18 protein-coding genes and 1 tRNA gene are annotated in these 15,927 nt (G+C 32.0%); 14 read left to right on the top strand and 5 right to left on the bottom strand.

Annotated features, from left to right (window positions below):
- Window positions 1–8: 8 nt before the first annotated feature.
- The 6 genes from AC6EIW_RS09760 to AC6EIW_RS09735 all read left to right on the top strand — a co-directional run bounded on the left by AC6EIW_RS09760 (window position 9) and on the right by AC6EIW_RS09735 (window position 3,617).
- Window positions 9–1,265 carry an FGGY-family carbohydrate kinase gene (locus tag AC6EIW_RS09760; RefSeq protein ID WP_498520435.1) on the top strand — a complete coding sequence of 419 codons (1,257 nt, stop codon included), beginning with the start codon at window positions 9–11 and terminating at the stop codon, window positions 1,263–1,265.
- Window positions 1,262–1,534, top strand: coding sequence for a DUF2470 domain-containing protein (locus AC6EIW_RS09755; RefSeq protein WP_498520434.1), 273 nt, complete (start codon window positions 1,262–1,264; stop codon window positions 1,532–1,534). Before AC6EIW_RS09760 ends, AC6EIW_RS09755 begins: the two co-directional genes overlap by 4 nt.
- A gap of 134 nt (window positions 1,535–1,668) precedes the next feature.
- Window positions 1,669–1,744 (top strand) — tRNA-Phe (locus tag AC6EIW_RS09750).
- 613 nt (window positions 1,745–2,357) lie between these two features.
- Window positions 2,358–2,531, top strand: coding sequence for a hypothetical protein (locus AC6EIW_RS09745; RefSeq protein ID WP_498520433.1), 174 nt, complete (start codon window positions 2,358–2,360; stop codon window positions 2,529–2,531).
- A gap of 272 nt (window positions 2,532–2,803) precedes the next feature.
- On the top strand, window positions 2,804–2,992 hold the full coding sequence (gene psaM, locus AC6EIW_RS09740) for a photosystem I reaction center subunit XII (protein WP_498520432.1): 189 nt from the start codon (window positions 2,804–2,806) through the stop codon (window positions 2,990–2,992).
- 394 nt (window positions 2,993–3,386) lie between these two features.
- Window positions 3,387–3,617, top strand: a complete 231-nt coding sequence (locus AC6EIW_RS09735) for a hypothetical protein (RefSeq protein WP_498520431.1) — start codon at window positions 3,387–3,389, stop codon at window positions 3,615–3,617.
- A 65-nt stretch (window positions 3,618–3,682) separates the two neighbouring features.
- Here the strand turns inward: AC6EIW_RS09735 and AC6EIW_RS09730 are convergent, their stop codons facing one another.
- Window positions 3,683–4,627 carry a UDP-glucuronic acid decarboxylase family protein gene (locus AC6EIW_RS09730; protein ID WP_498520430.1) on the bottom strand — a complete coding sequence of 315 codons (945 nt, stop codon included), beginning with the start codon at window positions 4,625–4,627 and terminating at the stop codon, window positions 3,683–3,685.
- A gap of 201 nt (window positions 4,628–4,828) precedes the next feature.
- Between AC6EIW_RS09730 and AC6EIW_RS09725 the strand changes: the two genes are divergently transcribed.
- The 4 genes from AC6EIW_RS09725 (at window position 4,829) to AC6EIW_RS09710 (ending at window position 7,530) form a co-directional block, all read left to right on the top strand.
- Window positions 4,829–5,455, top strand: coding sequence for a TVP38/TMEM64 family protein (locus AC6EIW_RS09725; protein WP_498521646.1), 627 nt, complete (start codon window positions 4,829–4,831; stop codon window positions 5,453–5,455).
- A gap of 96 nt (window positions 5,456–5,551) precedes the next feature.
- The gene (locus AC6EIW_RS09720; RefSeq protein ID WP_498520429.1) at window positions 5,552–6,361 is read left to right on the top strand and encodes a phycobilisome rod-core linker polypeptide; all 810 of its coding nucleotides are present in this window, start codon (window positions 5,552–5,554) and stop codon (window positions 6,359–6,361) included.
- Between the two features lie 20 nt (window positions 6,362–6,381).
- A complete protein-coding gene (locus AC6EIW_RS09715) occupies window positions 6,382–6,915 on the top strand; it encodes a phycobiliprotein lyase (RefSeq protein ID WP_498520428.1) in 534 nt (177 codons plus the stop codon).
- Between the two features lie 15 nt (window positions 6,916–6,930).
- The gene (locus tag AC6EIW_RS09710; RefSeq protein ID WP_498520427.1) at window positions 6,931–7,530 is read left to right on the top strand and encodes a chromophore lyase CpcT/CpeT; all 600 of its coding nucleotides are present in this window, start codon (window positions 6,931–6,933) and stop codon (window positions 7,528–7,530) included.
- A gap of 33 nt (window positions 7,531–7,563) precedes the next feature.
- On the opposite strand, the gene AC6EIW_RS09705 is transcribed toward AC6EIW_RS09710, so the two are convergent.
- Window positions 7,564–8,868 carry a HEAT repeat domain-containing protein gene (locus tag AC6EIW_RS09705; protein ID WP_498520426.1) on the bottom strand — a complete coding sequence of 435 codons (1,305 nt, stop codon included), beginning with the start codon at window positions 8,866–8,868 and terminating at the stop codon, window positions 7,564–7,566.
- Between the two features lie 167 nt (window positions 8,869–9,035).
- Between AC6EIW_RS09705 and AC6EIW_RS09700 the strand changes: the two genes are divergently transcribed.
- The gene (locus tag AC6EIW_RS09700; RefSeq protein WP_498520425.1) at window positions 9,036–9,899 is read left to right on the top strand and encodes a HEAT repeat domain-containing protein; all 864 of its coding nucleotides are present in this window, start codon (window positions 9,036–9,038) and stop codon (window positions 9,897–9,899) included.
- Between the two features lie 25 nt (window positions 9,900–9,924).
- Here AC6EIW_RS09700 and AC6EIW_RS09695 read toward each other — a convergent pair whose 3' ends face one another.
- From AC6EIW_RS09695 to cpeB, 3 genes are all read right to left on the bottom strand, one after another.
- A complete protein-coding gene (locus AC6EIW_RS09695; RefSeq protein WP_498520424.1) occupies window positions 9,925–10,521 on the bottom strand; it encodes a glycosyltransferase in 597 nt (198 codons plus the stop codon).
- Between the two features lie 57 nt (window positions 10,522–10,578).
- Window positions 10,579–11,046 carry a C-phycoerythrin subunit alpha gene (gene cpeA / locus AC6EIW_RS09690; protein WP_498520423.1) on the bottom strand — a complete coding sequence of 156 codons (468 nt, stop codon included), beginning with the start codon at window positions 11,044–11,046 and terminating at the stop codon, window positions 10,579–10,581.
- Between the two features lie 61 nt (window positions 11,047–11,107).
- Window positions 11,108–11,656: a phycoerythrin subunit beta gene (cpeB, locus tag AC6EIW_RS09685; RefSeq protein WP_498520422.1), complete on the bottom strand. Its 549-nt coding sequence runs from the start codon at window positions 11,654–11,656 to the stop codon at window positions 11,108–11,110.
- Window positions 11,657–11,886: 230 nt separating this feature from the next.
- Here cpeB and AC6EIW_RS09680 point away from each other — a divergent pair, with 230 nt between their 5' ends.
- The 3 genes from AC6EIW_RS09680 to AC6EIW_RS09670 all read left to right on the top strand — a co-directional run bounded on the left by AC6EIW_RS09680 (window position 11,887) and on the right by AC6EIW_RS09670 (window position 15,917).
- Entirely contained in the window at window positions 11,887–12,111 is a 225-nt protein-coding gene (locus AC6EIW_RS09680; RefSeq protein ID WP_498520421.1) for a DUF8630 family protein, read from the top strand.
- Window positions 12,112–12,199: 88 nt separating this feature from the next.
- Window positions 12,200–14,617, top strand: a complete 2,418-nt coding sequence (locus AC6EIW_RS09675) for a UvrD-helicase domain-containing protein (protein ID WP_498520420.1) — start codon at window positions 12,200–12,202, stop codon at window positions 14,615–14,617.
- Between the two features lie 43 nt (window positions 14,618–14,660).
- Window positions 14,661–15,917, top strand: a complete 1,257-nt coding sequence (locus AC6EIW_RS09670) for a tRNA nucleotidyltransferase/poly(A) polymerase family protein (RefSeq protein ID WP_498520419.1) — start codon at window positions 14,661–14,663, stop codon at window positions 15,915–15,917.
- Window positions 15,918–15,927: the final 10 nt, after the last annotated feature.

The raw sequence follows: 15,927 nt of genomic DNA, 5'->3' as shown, positions 1-15,927 counted from the left end.
AAATTTCAATGCTGATCAAATCTCTTGTACTTGGCATAGACCTTGGTACAACAGGCTTAAGAATAGCAATAATTAATACTAAGAAACAAATATTGTACACATCGTCAATGCGATACTCTACAGGTCTGGAGATATGTGAAGACTGGATATATTGCCTTAAAAAACTAACTCAAGAAGTTCCAAAAGATCTAAAAGAAAAATTAGTTTCATGCTCTGTAGCAGGAACATCTGGAACACTCTTAGCATGTAGAAATAATGGGATTCCAATGGGAAAGGCTCTACCTTATTTCTTATCCTGTTCAGAATATAAAAATGAAATTCACAATCTCTTTTTAAAAGAATGTGCCGGCTCCAGCTTAAGTGGAAGTGTTGGGAGAGCATTAAGGCTTTTAGCCGAATATGGTGACGAAATCATCTTGAGACACCAAGCAGATTGGCTTAGTGGATGGCTTTTAAATAATTGGGAATATGGAGAAGAAGGTAACAACATTAGGATGGGTTGGGAAGTAGTAAATAATTCATGGCCAAAAAAATTCAAAAATTTAAGCTGGCTAAAATGTCTCCCTAAAATAATTTCTTCAGGTCAATTAATGGGAACTATATGCAATAAAAAAGCAGATGAATTAAATTTACCTAAAAATCTAAAAGTAATAGCAGGAACCACAGATTCAAATGCAGGCGTTTTAGCAACATGCCCTAATAAAAATGATGGGATTACAATACTTGGAAGTACAATAGTTATTAAGAAGTTTGTCAAAAAGCCCCTTGCAGGGAAAGGCATATCAAATCATAAAATATTAGGAACTTGGCTTTCTGGAGGGGCGTCTAATGCAGGCGGCGCAATTCTACTCGATTTTTTTAATCTGGAATATATCAAAGAATTAAGTAAGCAAATTAATCCTTATAAATCAACAGGGATAGATCTTCTTCCATTATCAAAAAAAGGAGAGAGGTTCCCCATCGATGATCCAAATTTACAACCTAAACTTGGACCCAGGCCAGTAAGTGATTCTCTTTATCTTCATGCATTATTAGAGGGATTAGCAAAAATTGAAGCTAGAGGATGGCAAAAACTTCATGAAATAGGCGCTGATCTACCAAGGCAAATAATTACTATTGGAGGAGGTGCAAAAAATATTACTTGGAAAAAAATAAGAGAAAAAGAAATAGGTATCCCAATAAAGATTTGCAATAGGCCACCTGCTGCAGGAGTGGCTAGTATTGCATTGCAAGCCATCTCATCATCAAATAATAAAAACCTATGAATTCTGAACCTATTACCAAATTATCGAGTACAAGAATATGCAATCATATGAACAAAGATCACCAAGATGCCGTCAATGCTTATGCAAAATATTACGGGAAAATAGAAACTTTTAGATCAGCAAAAATGATAAGCCTGAGCGCAGAATCAATTGAGCTAAAAATTGATGATCTAACCATAGACATCCAATTTGATCATGTTCTTCAGGACTGTTCAGATGCTCATAAAACATTAGTAAGGATGATTAAAGACATTCCTACTAAGACATGAAGGTCCCTTTCCCATGCCATTTAAATTCATCATCATTTCAAAGTTACTTTTAAAAGGAGGGAAAGAAAATTAAGGAAATTTCGATTTGTTTTTCAATAAGGTACTAACGAATTGGTAGATTATTAGAGTAATAGGCCGGGATAGCTCAGTTGGTAGAGCAGGCGACTGAAAATCGCCGTGTCCCCAGTTCAAATCTGGGTCCTGGCACCATCTAAAATTGGAATTTTTGGATACTGAAAGCACCTCATTGGGTGCTTTTTTAGTCTCTATATCAACACTTTTATGGTTTTCCTATAAATACAAAAAAATATTCGAGGATCTGAAAAACTAATGTGTTTTTGCCAACTGAAAGGTGTTTTCTTCCTCTCATAAGTCCAATTTCTAGCCGACTGCACTACCAAATTCTCACAGAAGGTTTCTAATGATTTTCTTCAAAGTGCTTTTAGCTCCTTACAAAAGCATGCCAATCTTCAACCCAACCTGTTAAGACTTCAACCATAAGCATATTGAAATCCCTTCAAACATATTTGCTGAGCTCTTCTTACGCTCTAGCAAGAAAACACTCGCAACTGGTCTTCATCAGGCCTACTCAAAACCATATCTTTTTGTTATTGAAAAACTTTTAGTCAACGGCTTAGACAAATAGTATCTTTGTATTATATCGACTTGCCTAACCAGCGGCAAAGAAGTTAGGGAGTGAGAAAAATGTTTTCGTCTCTTCTTTTTGGAATAATCCTCTGCCGGGATCAATCACATAAATCAACCAATCAGAGAAGCATTGCCAACTCCAATAAGATGATTAGTTGCGCAAACTAAAGATTTTTTGTATTTCTTTATTCGTGATAAGAAGTCTGTAATTGTTTCTCCGACAATTTTCACTCAGCTTAGGTATTGCACTAAAAAAGGAATTTCAACAAAAATAAAAAAAAGAGGCAATTGGGTTACGAAAAGGCACATTAGGCTTGAAACAAACTGCTATCGAATGATTGGAGATTAATTGAATATCAAATCAATAATGCTATTTCTTGAATGTAGTTAAACCACGGATATTTCCAAAAAATCCTACTAGAGGGTCTATTAGACAAGCCCCTTTTTCTCTTTTCAACGAGTAAAAAAGAATCTTGGATGTAAGCCTAGATCAAACCAAGTTAAAATTCTTTGAGTACCCTAAAAAACAATTCAAGAACAGCTTAAATATTACAAAATCGCATGAGAGTTGAACCTGAAAGCTAGAAAAAGAAAAGATCATTTCTATATTGCGTTAGCATTATGGAAATTAGAAGTAAAGAGATGATGAACCTTTTACTTGGAGTTCAAAGCACTTTTGATTTATCAAAAGTTGATTTCTCATCAGGTCTCGGAATCAATTCACCTGATCTTGCTGGAATATCCTTTTTAATGGTCATGTTTGCTGGAGTTCTAGCTTTGAGGCTTGGAACAACTCTCAGAGATAATTAATTTCCAACATTGACAAGAATCAAAAGACAACCCCTATACCTAAACAGATTACTTAGATTAAATAAAAAATTTTTTTAAGTGAAAACACTGGATTTTTTATTTCGATTTTCTTCGAAGGCAGTTAACGATCACGATAAAAATCACAATCAATAAAACTAAAATATCGTTTACATCTGGCAAAATCAACATTTGACGCTAGACCACATCCTAAACAAAAAATATTAATTATGTTGGGTTTGAAATCATTTATCCGCTAATTCTTTAATATGCTTATTTATCTAAGAACTAATTCAAACTAGGGATTATCAAATAAATTAAACAATGATTACATAAATCCATTATCTTACCTATTTTTAATATTCTTATTAAATATTTTATATCATATCCTGTCCTTATGAATTTAGAAGCTTCTAATGGAAATTCATATAATAATGCTGACAGCTTTGCAATGGCATTTGATGCAGCATGGAAAGACTGTGACTTAGAAAAAAATAATGATATTAGTATTGAAGATAAAATAAAAATAACTTTTGAAAAAATTAAAACACACCCTTTCCTAATTAAAAATCCAATACAATCAAAAAATTTAGCACTATTCAGAATAAAGTTGTTGGGCCTCTCATAACTTTTAATTCATAAAAATAGTTTAATTGATATATTGTAGTAAATAGTTGATTAACTATTTACTTTTTATAAATTTAATTTTTCCCGAAAATATTCTCTTGTAATTTTCAATCCTTCCTTAAATATTATTTTAGGTTGCCAATTTAATTGTTTTCGTGCAAAATCAATTGAAGGTTTTCTTCTATAAGGATCATCTTCAAGTTCATTTAAAAACTTTAATTTTACTTTTTTTATAGAATCACTTCTTATCAGATTAGCTATTTCTAATACCGATAGTTCTTCTGGATTCCCAAAATTCATAGGACCTAAACTTGAAGAATTCATAAATAGAATCAAACCATCGATCAAATCATCAATAAAACAAAAGCTTCGTGTTTGATTACCATTGCCATAAATAGTCAAGTCCTCTCCATGTATAGATTGAACTAACAAATTACTAATAAGTCTTCCATCACTTAATAACATTCGAGGTCCATAAGTATTAAATATTCTTGCAATTCTTATATCTACATGATGCATTCTCACATAGTCGTAACATAACGATTCTGCGACCCGCTTACCCTCATTGTAGCAACTTCGAATTCCTATAGGATTTACATTACCGTTATAATTTTCTGGTTGAGGATGTATTTCGGGATTTCCATAAACTTCACTAGTACTAGCAAATAATATTCTAGCTCCTACTCTCCTAGCCAATTCAAGCATGTTGTATGTTCCAATAAAATTAGTTTTAGCTGTTTTAATGGGGTTAAATTGATAATGAATTGGAGAAGCTGGACAAGCTAAATGCCAAATCCTATCAACATCAAGTGTGATTGGCTCAGTAACATCATGATGTATAAACTGAAAAGATCGATGTCCAAACCAATATTCAATATTTTCTTTACTCCCAGTAAAAAAATCATCTAAACATATAACTTTTTCTCCAGATCTCATTAAACGATCAACCAAATGAGAACCCACAAAGCCAGCTCCTCCAGTAACCAAGTTTCTTAAAGGAGTTGTGGCCATCAGATTTCAAATTTTAATAATTTGTTTAGTATCTTGCAAAAATTCATTAAATTGATATTTTATAAGTCACGTAAATGTTTATGGATTAACTTAAATAAATACATTTTAAATAGGATAATTAAATTAGAAATCTTTTAAAAGCTTATCCTCTATAGCCAGGAGTTCAATTTGAAAAAAGAAAAATTAAAGAAAACCCTTCTCATTGCATTATTAACATGTGCTTTCATTTTACTAGTCTTTTTGATTCAGACCTATGGAATTGAACCATTAAGAAGTGTAGTTAAAGAAATGGGCATTTGGGCACCTCTTGGAATTCTTATACTTCGAGGAATAAGTGTGATCCTTCCAGCATTGCCTAGTTCTGTTTATTCACTTTTGGCTGGATCATTGCTTGGTTTTAAAACAGGCTATTTAACTATATTCATATCTGACCTAATTTTTTGTCAGTTAGCATTTTTTATAGCTCGGAATTTCGGGCGTACTCCTGTTCGGAAATTAGTTGGGGTAAAAGCCATGAAAAGAATTGAGGGTTTCAATCAAAATCAACTAGAAGGAAATTTCTTTCTAATGACTGGACTCCTAATGACTGGACTTTTTGATTTTTTAAGCTACGCATTAGGAATAGGGGGAACACGTTGGAGAATTTTCACCCCTGCCTTAATAATTAGTTTATTGATAAGTGATTCAATTATTGTTGCTGTTGGAGCAGGTGTAAGCCAGGGCGCAGGTTTAATGCTTGGGGGAGCTTTACTTGGAATGTTTGCACTAGCAACAATAGCTGGTTTCAATAAAAATAGAGTCTCAGGGACTCAACAGAAAAGTCAATGAATTCGAAACAAGTATTAAATATTTAGATAACTAAAAAGAAAATATTTATATTTATTCTCTTTATATTGTTAAACTTACTCAGTACTTCATATTGATATGTCAAGCATTCCATTTAAAGCGCTCAAAATAGGAGGGGAATCTATAAATGAAAATCCAGTCAAGTATAATAAAAGTAGACTATCAGGAAGTAAAAAAACCTTATATGGGTTACATATAAGAGGCGCATCTATGCCAGGTGAAAAAGAAAAATTCACAGCCACATCTAAAACCAAGCCTGAACAATTTGAAAATTTAATACATAACAGAGTTATGAGCAGTTATAGAAGAGAAAAGATTGAAAGTTATAACTACAAAATAATAAATAATGGAAATGCAGAAATAAATAAGCTTCAAATTAATGAATTTGTTCCTAATGATGATGATGCATTACTTGTAGCAACAAATGCATTATATAAAAACATCTTTGGGAACTTATCTTTAATGCAATCGGAGCGACCAATTGATATTGAAAGGAAACTAAGGAATGGTGATATCACAGTAAGAGAATTTACAAGAAGAGTTTGTAAATCAACTATTTATAAAAATTTCTACTTTGATAACATTAGCCAATATAAATCTATCCAGCTAAGATACAAGCATATCCTCGGTAGACCCATCAAAAGTCAAATAGAAGTGACTGAAAGTTTTAATATTATAAATAAACTAGGTTTTGGAGCTCATATTGATTTTCTAATAGATTCTGATGAATACAATAATGTTTTCGGTGAAGATATAGTTCCATACATTAGGTCATGGAATTCTCCGATTGGTTTTAAAACAAAAAGTTTTCTCGAAACCTCTTCCATAACAAAAGCTTTTGCAACAAGCGATATTTTGAAATCATTTCATTATCTAAAACTAAATTAATCACTATTCAAATGAAGTAGATGAATATTGAAGAATTTTTCTTAAAGAGTGTTGGAGAATGGAACTCAATGAGAAGCGGACATTCACTAGCATTTCAAGAGTTTGAAGAAATAAGGAGCAGAGTAAAAATAATTCCTGTTAAAAGCAACGACCATAGAGTTAGAGAGTTATTAAAAGATAATCTAGAAACTACTAATCAAGGAAATCAAGCATTTCTAATTAATTGGGAAGCAAAAAGTGAATGGGGAGAAGAGAATCAAAAAGAAAAGATGTCTGGCGAAAGTATACTCATTCCAATAGAGGTTTCTAGAACAGAAGGGAGAATAATCAGAAGCGTTGGATATACTGAAGAAATACAATTAATATCATTATATAAATTTCTTGATGATGGAACTCTAATTATTCATTCAAACTATAATCATATATGTACAGAAGAAAGAATATGGTTTGTCTCTAATAATTTACGAAGCAGATCTTCTGTTACAAGATCAATAAATTCATCAGCCATCTTACAAACGTCTTATGCATCAGAAATTCGTTTTACAAAAAAATAAACTGTATACTGAAAGATGAAAAACAAACATATATTAGAATTTGCTAAGATAATCTCAGGTATATTTAGTAATAAGGAACAAGCTTTAGACAATCCAAGAAATTTTGCACATATTCAAATACATTTTCGACCATTATTTTTTAAAACTTATAAATGTTTTTCTTTTTATTCAGAACAAAGATATCAACATGACATATGGAATCCATATAGACAGTGTATAAATAAATTATCGCAAGAAAAAGAAGTTTTTATTTTAAGCAATCATAAAATTCAGGATAAAGAAAGATTAGTTGGAGGTGCACTAGATATGTCTATTTTAGAAAAAATATCGAAGTATAATTTATATAAACAGTCTGGATGCTCTATGCATTTTAGAGAAACTCAACCCGGTAATTATGAAGGGAGTATAGAACCTGGGAGGAATTGCCATCTAAAGCACCATAAAGGAATAACTTATGTAAAAAGTAATGTTATATTAAATAAAACCTCTCTTATTTCTGAAGATTCTGGATACGAAATAGAGACTAATAAGAAAATTTGGGGATCAAATTTTGGACCATTAATATTTAAAAAAATTTCTAATTTTGATCATTTTATAGATAGGAATTGGTGCTAAAGTTTAATCATTATATTTCTCTAAGAAAATTAACTACGCAATAATTTCTTTCGCCTTTAAACTGACGAATCGATGATTATCATTCAAAAATAATTTAACCAATCTCTTTTTTATAGAGATTTGCTTTTTTTGTAATACAAGCAAAGCTGCATATCGATTTTTCCAATATGGAGTATGCCTTTCATCTGCATATTCATCTATATTATTATAGAATTTATTCTCATTTAAGCATCCCAAAACTTCAATGGCTGAAGATTTAAACTTCATATGATTAGGCCAACTATCTGATAATAGAAATTCAACTTTTTCTAAAATTTTCTTATCATATAATTGCTTATTTAATAGTAGTTTATATGCATTTATAAAGAAATATATTGCTCCATAATCTGACTTGGCTCTATCCCAATAATGATTTAGATAATACAAAACTTCGTCTGAAGGAAATTTCCTTAATTCTTTCATTGATTGATAACATCTATTAAAGTCTGTATGAAAAAGTTGCTCTATCAAAAAAATTAGATCTTTTTCAAAACCATCAATCTCTAAAGTATTTATATCTTTCGGATTATCAATAATGACTGAGTCAAGAGATTCAATCAGCTTTATATCTTTCCAATATACTATTTCATCAATCCAAAGAGAATCTATTGCCTTTAATTTAAATGATGGAGAAATTGGAGCATTAACTAAATAAGGTAAAACAGATAAATGACCAGCATCTATAATATCTTGGACTGCACAATGTCTATCATTTTGATTAGATAGTCTCAAGAAATCCTTTAGAACATTGAGTTTATCATCCTCACCAGCAAGTTTTATCAATGCAGCGAGAGAAGCTCCTTTAATTCCATTCGAGGACTGCTTTTCTATTGATAATGATCTAATCTTAGCAATTTCTTTTCTAACTCCTAAACTAGTTAATGTTTGAATGACTACCCTTTTATTATAAAATTGTTTATGTAATATTGAACAAATGTTGTTAATGACATCAATATCATTACATTTAAGTTTACCTAATGACCAAACAGCACTCTCAACCAGGTAATCATCATTGTTGTTTAGAAAACTTGCAATGATTGGTATCGCTTTTTTACTGCCAAATATAGCAAGTACCTCTATTGCTTTTCTTTTTGCTATCTTATATTCAAGTTTCTCATAGTCATATTTAATAAAATCAAGAAGTACAATTTCTGATTCTTCACATGGGAAATTGGCTAAGTGGAAAACCGCCTTATAATAATCCGCTAAAATCTTAACTTCAGAAATTGGTCTGCTAAGAATATTGATAGCATCTCTTTTATTGATTTTAGGTAGATTATTAAATGGATTGGATTGCACTTTGAATATTTAAAAATCTGTGTTTAGTAAATCGTCTGAAATTACTATATTCAGTATAAAATTATGCTGAATATAGTAGGATATTATTTATTAAAATACAATTAATAAGATTAAATGATACTCATTAATCTTATTATACAATGTGATTTGAAGTTGATAATAAAAAAATGGATACTCACATGAAAAGTAAAGCGAAAACCGAAGAAGAAAAATTAGAGAACAAGGAAGGTAAAGACAACATAAGTATTAAGAAAAAATCAAATCAAGACGAGATCAAGCTGTCAATAAAAGGGCTTGGTGATGAAAATGGTTTAGTGAGAAGAAGACATGCACAAGCATTAGCTCAAGTTGGTTCAGCAGCTTTACCTGAGTTGATTAATGTTCTTCTGAATAGTGAAAATGTAATTCAGAGAAGAGCAGCAGCAAAGACTTTAAAGTTAGTTGAAGATCCAACAGCTTTACCTCATTTAATAAAAGCACTTACCAATGATTCAGATTCTGTAGTGCAATTTTCAGCAGCTGGTGCTATTGCAATTTTTGGTGAGGCTGCTGTAAATCATCTAATCATTGTCTTAGAGAGTCAAGAACACACAGAAATTCAATATGGTCTTGCAGCATGGTGTTTAGAATTTATTGGAGCGAAAGCACCAAATGCAATAAAAAAAGCAGCCAAATCAAAAAATACTAACGTTAAATCAGCCGCAATCTCAGCACTTGAAGAACATATTAGACAGTCGCAAGATCAAGAAGCAATCAAGTTGGTAGAAAATGCTATCAGTGATAATGCTGAAAATGTTCAGATTGAAGCTATTAAATTAATTGGCAAACTTTATAGAATAGAAACTTTAATTCCTACATTAATATCAAAGTTAGAAAATAAAAGTCCAGATATTCGGAAAGCTTCCATATTGACGATGATGCAACTTAATATTAATGAAGCTATAAACCCACTCAAAGAACTTCTTAAAGTTGAGCAAGATAAAAATGTTAGATCAATTATTAAATTAGCTATAAAAAAAATCGATGACTAAAAAATCTAAGAAATAATTTAGGATATTAAAATATTCTATCTCTTAAAATCTCGTCTTTTATCATTGGATCAATAGTTTTATCATTTAATAATTCATCAAATAAATCATCAACAGTCTGATCTTTCATTTCTAAAAGGGCGCTAATAGAAGCTTTTGCTCTTAATAAGTCTTTATCTCTACAAGTTTTCATCAAAATATTTCTACCAGTTGTCCCTAATTGCCTCAAAAGAGAAATAACAGTCAATATTATTTCAGGTTTGTCATCTTTAAGTGCTAAATCAATTACTAACATTTCGTCGGGAGATAATTCTTCTAAATTAAAATTAACTACAACCTTTATCATCGTTTTAAGGCAACTAACTTTAACCGTTGGATTTTTAGTATCTATATATAATGAAATGATCGACTTTAATATTTTTTCTCCAAAGCACCCCAAAGCTAATATTGATTTTCTTCTTATAAATACATCTTCTTCCTTGAGATTAGCTAGAAGATTATTCATAAATTTAACTTCAAATTCTTTTTTTAAGATCAAAAATGCTTGGGAATTAATATTTGGATTTGGATGCAAGAAATCTTGATAAAGTTCAATATATTTATTTAAATCTAAATAATTAACCATACCCAATTTTAAACAATTAATTAAAATCTATAAAATATTTTGATTAACATAATTTTTTTACGCAAGTGCGTTTATCAAATAATCCAACAATCCTTTAAATTCTGTTTCGGCCTGCTGACTCATAACATCATTGATCTTAATTTCATCTCGGATAAAAATAAATGCTTCTACGTATGCTGCAGTTGGTAATAGCTGGATACGAATAATTTCTCTCATGCCTGATATTCCCCATTCATCTAAAGGACCAGTACCACCAGTTACCAAGCAATAATTAATAAGACGCAAATAATGATGAATATCTCTTACACATTTATCTTTGTTAGCTTGCTCATATGAACTATTTTGATATACAGCATCAACCGCCAGATTCGTAAATTTATCAAGACAAGAAGCAAGTTTTTCTGCAGCCTCTAAACGAGCTTGGGCCCTATCAAAAGAACCTTTCACAGACTCAAAATCACTCATACTAGGAAATCTTCCCGCTGCATCGGCTGCGCTAACAACGGTTGTAACTGCAGATTTCATAATGACTTAATAAGAATTAGTTTGAAGTGATTTGGGAGGAATTTAAAGCCAAGTTGTCTAGTCAACTTAAAGCCTCTATTACAAGATCAAAATAGGATGCTGCCTCCGCAGCAATATCTTGACATTGTGCTCCTGAACCAGAATTAATTCCTTTAAACATTTTTCGTCCTGTATTTGTCTCAGTCATAATTGCAACTGTCGCAATCTTCATTATTTCAACTGCCCTAATAGCATTAGACGTTGGGACTCCAAGAGCCAAATATGTTTCTTTTAAACCATTTAGACATCTATCTTGAAGAACAGAAGGATCTCCTGCGAGAAGTGCATAGCTAACGTATCTCAGTATAATTTCACCATCCCTTAAACAAGCTGCCATTCGACGTGTTGGATAACAGTGTCCCCCTGGCTGAGTAAGTCCAGTATTTTCACAAACCATGCCTGCTACTGCATCTGCAGCTATGCAAGAAACGTTTTGAGTTATCGCAAGGGTTGCATCAATTCTTTTATTTGCATCTGCAACGTACTTTCTTAAATCTGCAAGATCGTCACTTCCAATTGCTGCACCCTTGGCGTCAGCACTTACAACTTTTCTAGAGAAAGCATCAAGCATCTTTTGACTACCTAGCCTCTGTAAGTAAAAAATCGATCAAGTAAGGACTTAATTAAGTCATCACTTAATTCAACCTAAGACTTACCGTCAAATTTCACTCAAAGAGACCTAAGAACGCAATGCTTCTTAACTGTATCAAAGATTTTTTGCTAAAAGCATCATCAACTTATCTCAAAAAGCTTATAAGTAAAGGGGGATATTACTAATTTGAGCTATTGTTGAGATAAAAAATGCGAAGTCCTACAGAAGAAGAGTTAGAAGAATCGATTAAAGCACTAACCGAGTACAAAAATCGTTTAGAGAAAGAAGTGGTATCCATTTCAAATAAGCTAAAGATGCCTCAGAACAAAATCAACACAATCATCGACTCGCATTCAGAGCTTAATCAAATAAAAATAATACTTTCCAAGCTAAATAAGCAAAAAGATAATTTAGCTTCTAGCTTGATCTCATAAATTTAGTTTAATTACATAATTAATATAAAATGGTCTCTATTAATATCTCAAAAACTAAATTCAAAACAATGTATTTTCAGCCTATAAAATGAAAAAATCAAATAATAATTTTTTAAATGGATTAAATCAGGCTCAGTCTCAAGCAGTTGATCATGTTCATGGCCCATTATTAGTTATAGCAGGAGCAGGGAGCGGCAAAACCAGAGCTCTTACTCATCGTATTGCACACTTAATTATTGAATATAATGTTGATCCAAGCTCTATTCTTGCAGTAACTTTTACCAATAAAGCTGCAAGAGAAATGAAAGATAGGCTTGAATTACTTTTAGCAAAAAGATTAGCAAACATCAGTCATGGAAAACCATGGACTGCTTTACAAGTAGCAGAACAAAGACAAATTCGTAATCGTATATATCGTGAAATCAGCCGTGAATTATGGATAGGAACTTTTCACGCTTTATTTGCAAGATTATTACGCTTTGACATTGACAAATTCAAAGATCCTGAAGGATTGACATGGACTAGACAATTTTCAATATACGATGAAACAGACGCACAAAGTCTCATTAAAGAAATAGTTACACAAGACCTACAATTAGACCCTAAAAGATTTGAGCCCAAGAGAGTACGTTGGGCAATTAGTAACGCCAAAAATCAATGCTTGCTGCCTGATGATTTGTTAAAGAGTCAAGAGGGTCAAAGAGGCAAATTAATTGCTGAAACTTATAGACTTTATAGGAAAGCTTTAGCAGCTAATAATGCATTAGATTTTGATGATCTTCTATTAATACCTGTTCAATTACTACAGCAAAATGAGAAGATAAGAACTTATTGGCATAATCGTTTCAAACATGTTTTAGTCGATGAATATCAAGATACGAATTGGACACAATACGAATTAATTAAACAATTGGTTACCAATGGCAAAGATCCATCTTCTTTTAAAGATTGGAATAATCGATCAGTTTTTGTTGTTGGCGATGCAGATCAAAGTATTTATAGCTTTAGAGCTGCCGACTTTCGAATACTGATGGGATTTCAAGAGGACTTTGGGAAGAAAAACCTAGAAAATACAAACAATTCAACTCTCGTAAAACTGGAAGAAAATTATCGGTCTACCTCTACCATCCTCGAGGCTGCCAATTCATTAATTTCTAACAATAAAGAAAGAATAGATAAAGTTCTGAGAGCAACCAGGGGAGAAGGCGAGCCTATTAAATTAACAAGGTGTGATGACGAGATAGCAGAGGCAGAGGCAGTTATTCATAGGCTAAGAATTTTAGATGCCTCTAATCCAGAATTGAATTGGGGAGATATGGCTATTCTTTATAGAACTAATGCTCAATCAAGAGCAATTGAGGACTCCTTAGTCCGCTGGAGTATTCCATACATTGTGGTTGGAGGATTACGTTTTTATGATCGAAGAGAAATTAAAGATCTATTAGCTTATTTAAGGCTTTTAATTAATCCATCTGACAGTGTCAGTCTTCTTAGAGTTTTAAACGTTCCTAAAAGAGGGATTGGTAAAACAACAGTTCAAAGATTAAGTGATGCTGCTAGTCAATTAAAGATTCCTCTTTGGGAAGTTGTAAATGACCCCGAAGCTGTCAGATCTCTTGCTGGAAGATCAGCCAAAGGTCTTTTGAATTTTAGTGAGCTTATCAATGAATTACAAAGTCATCTTCTTTCTTCTAGCCCTGCCGAGTTAGTTCAATTGGTTTTAGAAAAAAGTGGCTACTTGAGTGAATTAATTGCGACAGGGACAGATGAAGCAGAAGAGAGAAGACGCAATCTTCAAGAATTAGTTAATGCCGCTCTGCAGTATCAGGAAGAAAGTGAAGATGCAAATTTAGAGGGTTTTTTATCAACTGCCGCTTTATCGAGCGATGCAGACAATAAAGACACTGCTCAAAATCGAGTCACATTAATGACTCTTCACAGCAGTAAAGGCTTGGAATTTCCTGTTGTTTGTCTTGTAGGAATGGAGCAAGGCTTATTCCCAAGCTATAGATCACTTGATGATCCATCTTCACTAGAGGAAGAAAGGCGACTTTGTTACGTAGGACTTACAAGAGCGAAAGAAAAACTATTTCTTTTTCATGCATCTGAGAGAAGAATGTGGGGTGGAATGAGAGAACCTGCTATCGCATCTATTTTCCTTTCCGAGATACCAGAAGAGCTTGTAAAAGGGGATATTCCATTGTCTGGTGGGGCTACCTTGAGAAGAGAAAAAAATTTAGATAGGCTGACAAGAATTGATCGACAAAGTAATAAAAAAAGTTTTCCTAGTAAAGCTGAAAATGCAGTAAGGAAAACATACTCAGGTCCCGCGCCTGGAAAGAGATGGTCAGTTAACGATAGAGTTGAACACTCCTCATTTGGAGAAGGGAAAATAACCCATGTTTTTGGTACAGGAGAAAAAATTTCACTCGCTATAAAATTCTCAGGAATGGGACCAAAAATATTAGACCCAAGACTAGCTCCGTTAAAATTAATAGATGAGTAATGTTCAATCTTAAAAATCCTGATTAAATAAAATCATATTTCTCATGGAATTATTTGATAAATCTACAATTGAAAAAGAGATAAAAGAATTACCCAGTGGAATTCTAACTATTCTTTTAGATGTAGCTAACTCAGTTGACATAAAATATATTGCAATAGTTGGTGGAGTTGTAAGAGACTTAATAACAAAAGCAAATAATAAAGATTATAAAATCATCTTCAATGATCTAGATTTAATAATTGAAGGGGACACATCAAGCTATGTAAAAGAATTGCAAAAAGTTCTTGGAGCAGAAAGAGTAAAAGTTATTCGCGATAACACAACTTATAAAACCTCAGAGATAATAATTGATAGCTTAAAAGTTGATATAGCATCTGCTCGTGAAGAAACTTATCCCATACCTGGTGAAAATCCAACAGTCGAATTATCAACAATCAAAAAAGATCTAATAAGAAGAGATTTTAATATAAATGCAATGGCAATTGAACTCAAAGATAATAAATTAATAGATTTATTTTCAGGATCAGATGCAATTGAGAATAAGAAGATGGACTTTTTGCATGAAGCTAGTGTTTTAGAAGACCCAACTAGAATTATTAGAGCTTCTCGCTATTCTGCTAAATTAAATTTTAATCTATCGAATCAAGCCTTAAAGCAAATAAAAGATACAATAAATCTTTGGTCATGGAATTGGCATATTGGAGATAATATTGATCTAGCCCCTTCAGCATTATCAATAAGGTTAAAAATGGAGCTAGAGTTGCTGCTAGAAAGTAAAGATTGGAAGAATGCATTAAAAAACCTACAAGCTTTTGAAGGGCTAAAAATAGTAGACTCAAAATTACAGAACGATCAGCGAATCATTGAAAAAATTTTCATTGCAAGGAAGTCACAGATAGAACCCCTAACAGCATTAGTTTATGAATCTAAAGATCCTATCTATCTAGCAAGAAGATTACACTTAAATCAACAACAAAAAGAAGTAATAGAAGGAGCATATCGATTAAATAAATATCTAAAAAACATAACAGTTAATCATTTATATAAAAATTGGTCTCCATCAAAGTGGACAACTACCCTAGAGGAAATAAATGCTAATGAATCATCTTTCATACTTGAAATATGCAGAGGAAACCCACTTAAAGAATATTTAAAATCTTGGCTATTTAACTGGAAAAATATAGATTCTCCAATAAAAGGAGATGAATTACTAGCTAAAGGTTGGAAGCCAGGTCCAGAAATAGGAATAGAAATAAAACGACAAAGAATGAAATTAATTGATGAAACAATTATTTCTTAAAGATTTAATA

The sequence above is a fragment of the Prochlorococcus sp. MIT2308 genome (assembly GCF_059772345.1).
This window is presented reverse-complemented; position numbering and strand designations above follow the sequence as displayed.

Bases quoted from the DNA above. Each gene is read 5' to 3' on its own strand.
- AC6EIW_RS09720 (WP_498520429.1), top strand. From the start codon at position 5,552: ATGTCAAGCATTCCATTTAAAGCGCTCAAAATAGGAGGGGAATCTATA.
- AC6EIW_RS09760 (WP_498520435.1), top strand. From the start codon at position 9: ATGCTGATCAAATCTCTTGTACTTGGCATAGACCTTGGTACAACAGGC.
- cpeA (WP_498520423.1), bottom strand. From the start codon at position 11,046: ATGAAATCTGCAGTTACAACCGTTGTTAGCGCAGCCGATGCAGCGGGA.
- AC6EIW_RS09715 (WP_498520428.1), top strand. From the start codon at position 6,382: ATGAATATTGAAGAATTTTTCTTAAAGAGTGTTGGAGAATGGAACTCA.
- AC6EIW_RS09670 (WP_498520419.1), top strand. From the start codon at position 14,661: ATGGAATTATTTGATAAATCTACAATTGAAAAAGAGATAAAAGAATTA.
- AC6EIW_RS09710 (WP_498520427.1), top strand. From the start codon at position 6,931: ATGAAAAACAAACATATATTAGAATTTGCTAAGATAATCTCAGGTATA.
- AC6EIW_RS09700 (WP_498520425.1), top strand. From the start codon at position 9,036: ATGGATACTCACATGAAAAGTAAAGCGAAAACCGAAGAAGAAAAATTA.
- AC6EIW_RS09680 (WP_498520421.1), top strand. From the start codon at position 11,887: ATGCGAAGTCCTACAGAAGAAGAGTTAGAAGAATCGATTAAAGCACTA.
- AC6EIW_RS09755 (WP_498520434.1), top strand. From the start codon at position 1,262: ATGAATTCTGAACCTATTACCAAATTATCGAGTACAAGAATATGCAAT.
- cpeB (WP_498520422.1), bottom strand. From the start codon at position 11,656: ATGCTTGATGCTTTCTCTAGAAAAGTTGTAAGTGCTGACGCCAAGGGT.
- AC6EIW_RS09695 (WP_498520424.1), bottom strand. From the start codon at position 10,521: ATGGTTAATTATTTAGATTTAAATAAATATATTGAACTTTATCAAGAT.
- AC6EIW_RS09730 (WP_498520430.1), bottom strand. From the start codon at position 4,627: ATGGCCACAACTCCTTTAAGAAACTTGGTTACTGGAGGAGCTGGCTTT.
- psaM (WP_498520432.1), top strand. From the start codon at position 2,804: ATGGAAATTAGAAGTAAAGAGATGATGAACCTTTTACTTGGAGTTCAA.
- AC6EIW_RS09735 (WP_498520431.1), top strand. From the start codon at position 3,387: ATGAATTTAGAAGCTTCTAATGGAAATTCATATAATAATGCTGACAGC.
- AC6EIW_RS09675 (WP_498520420.1), top strand. From the start codon at position 12,200: ATGAAAAAATCAAATAATAATTTTTTAAATGGATTAAATCAGGCTCAG.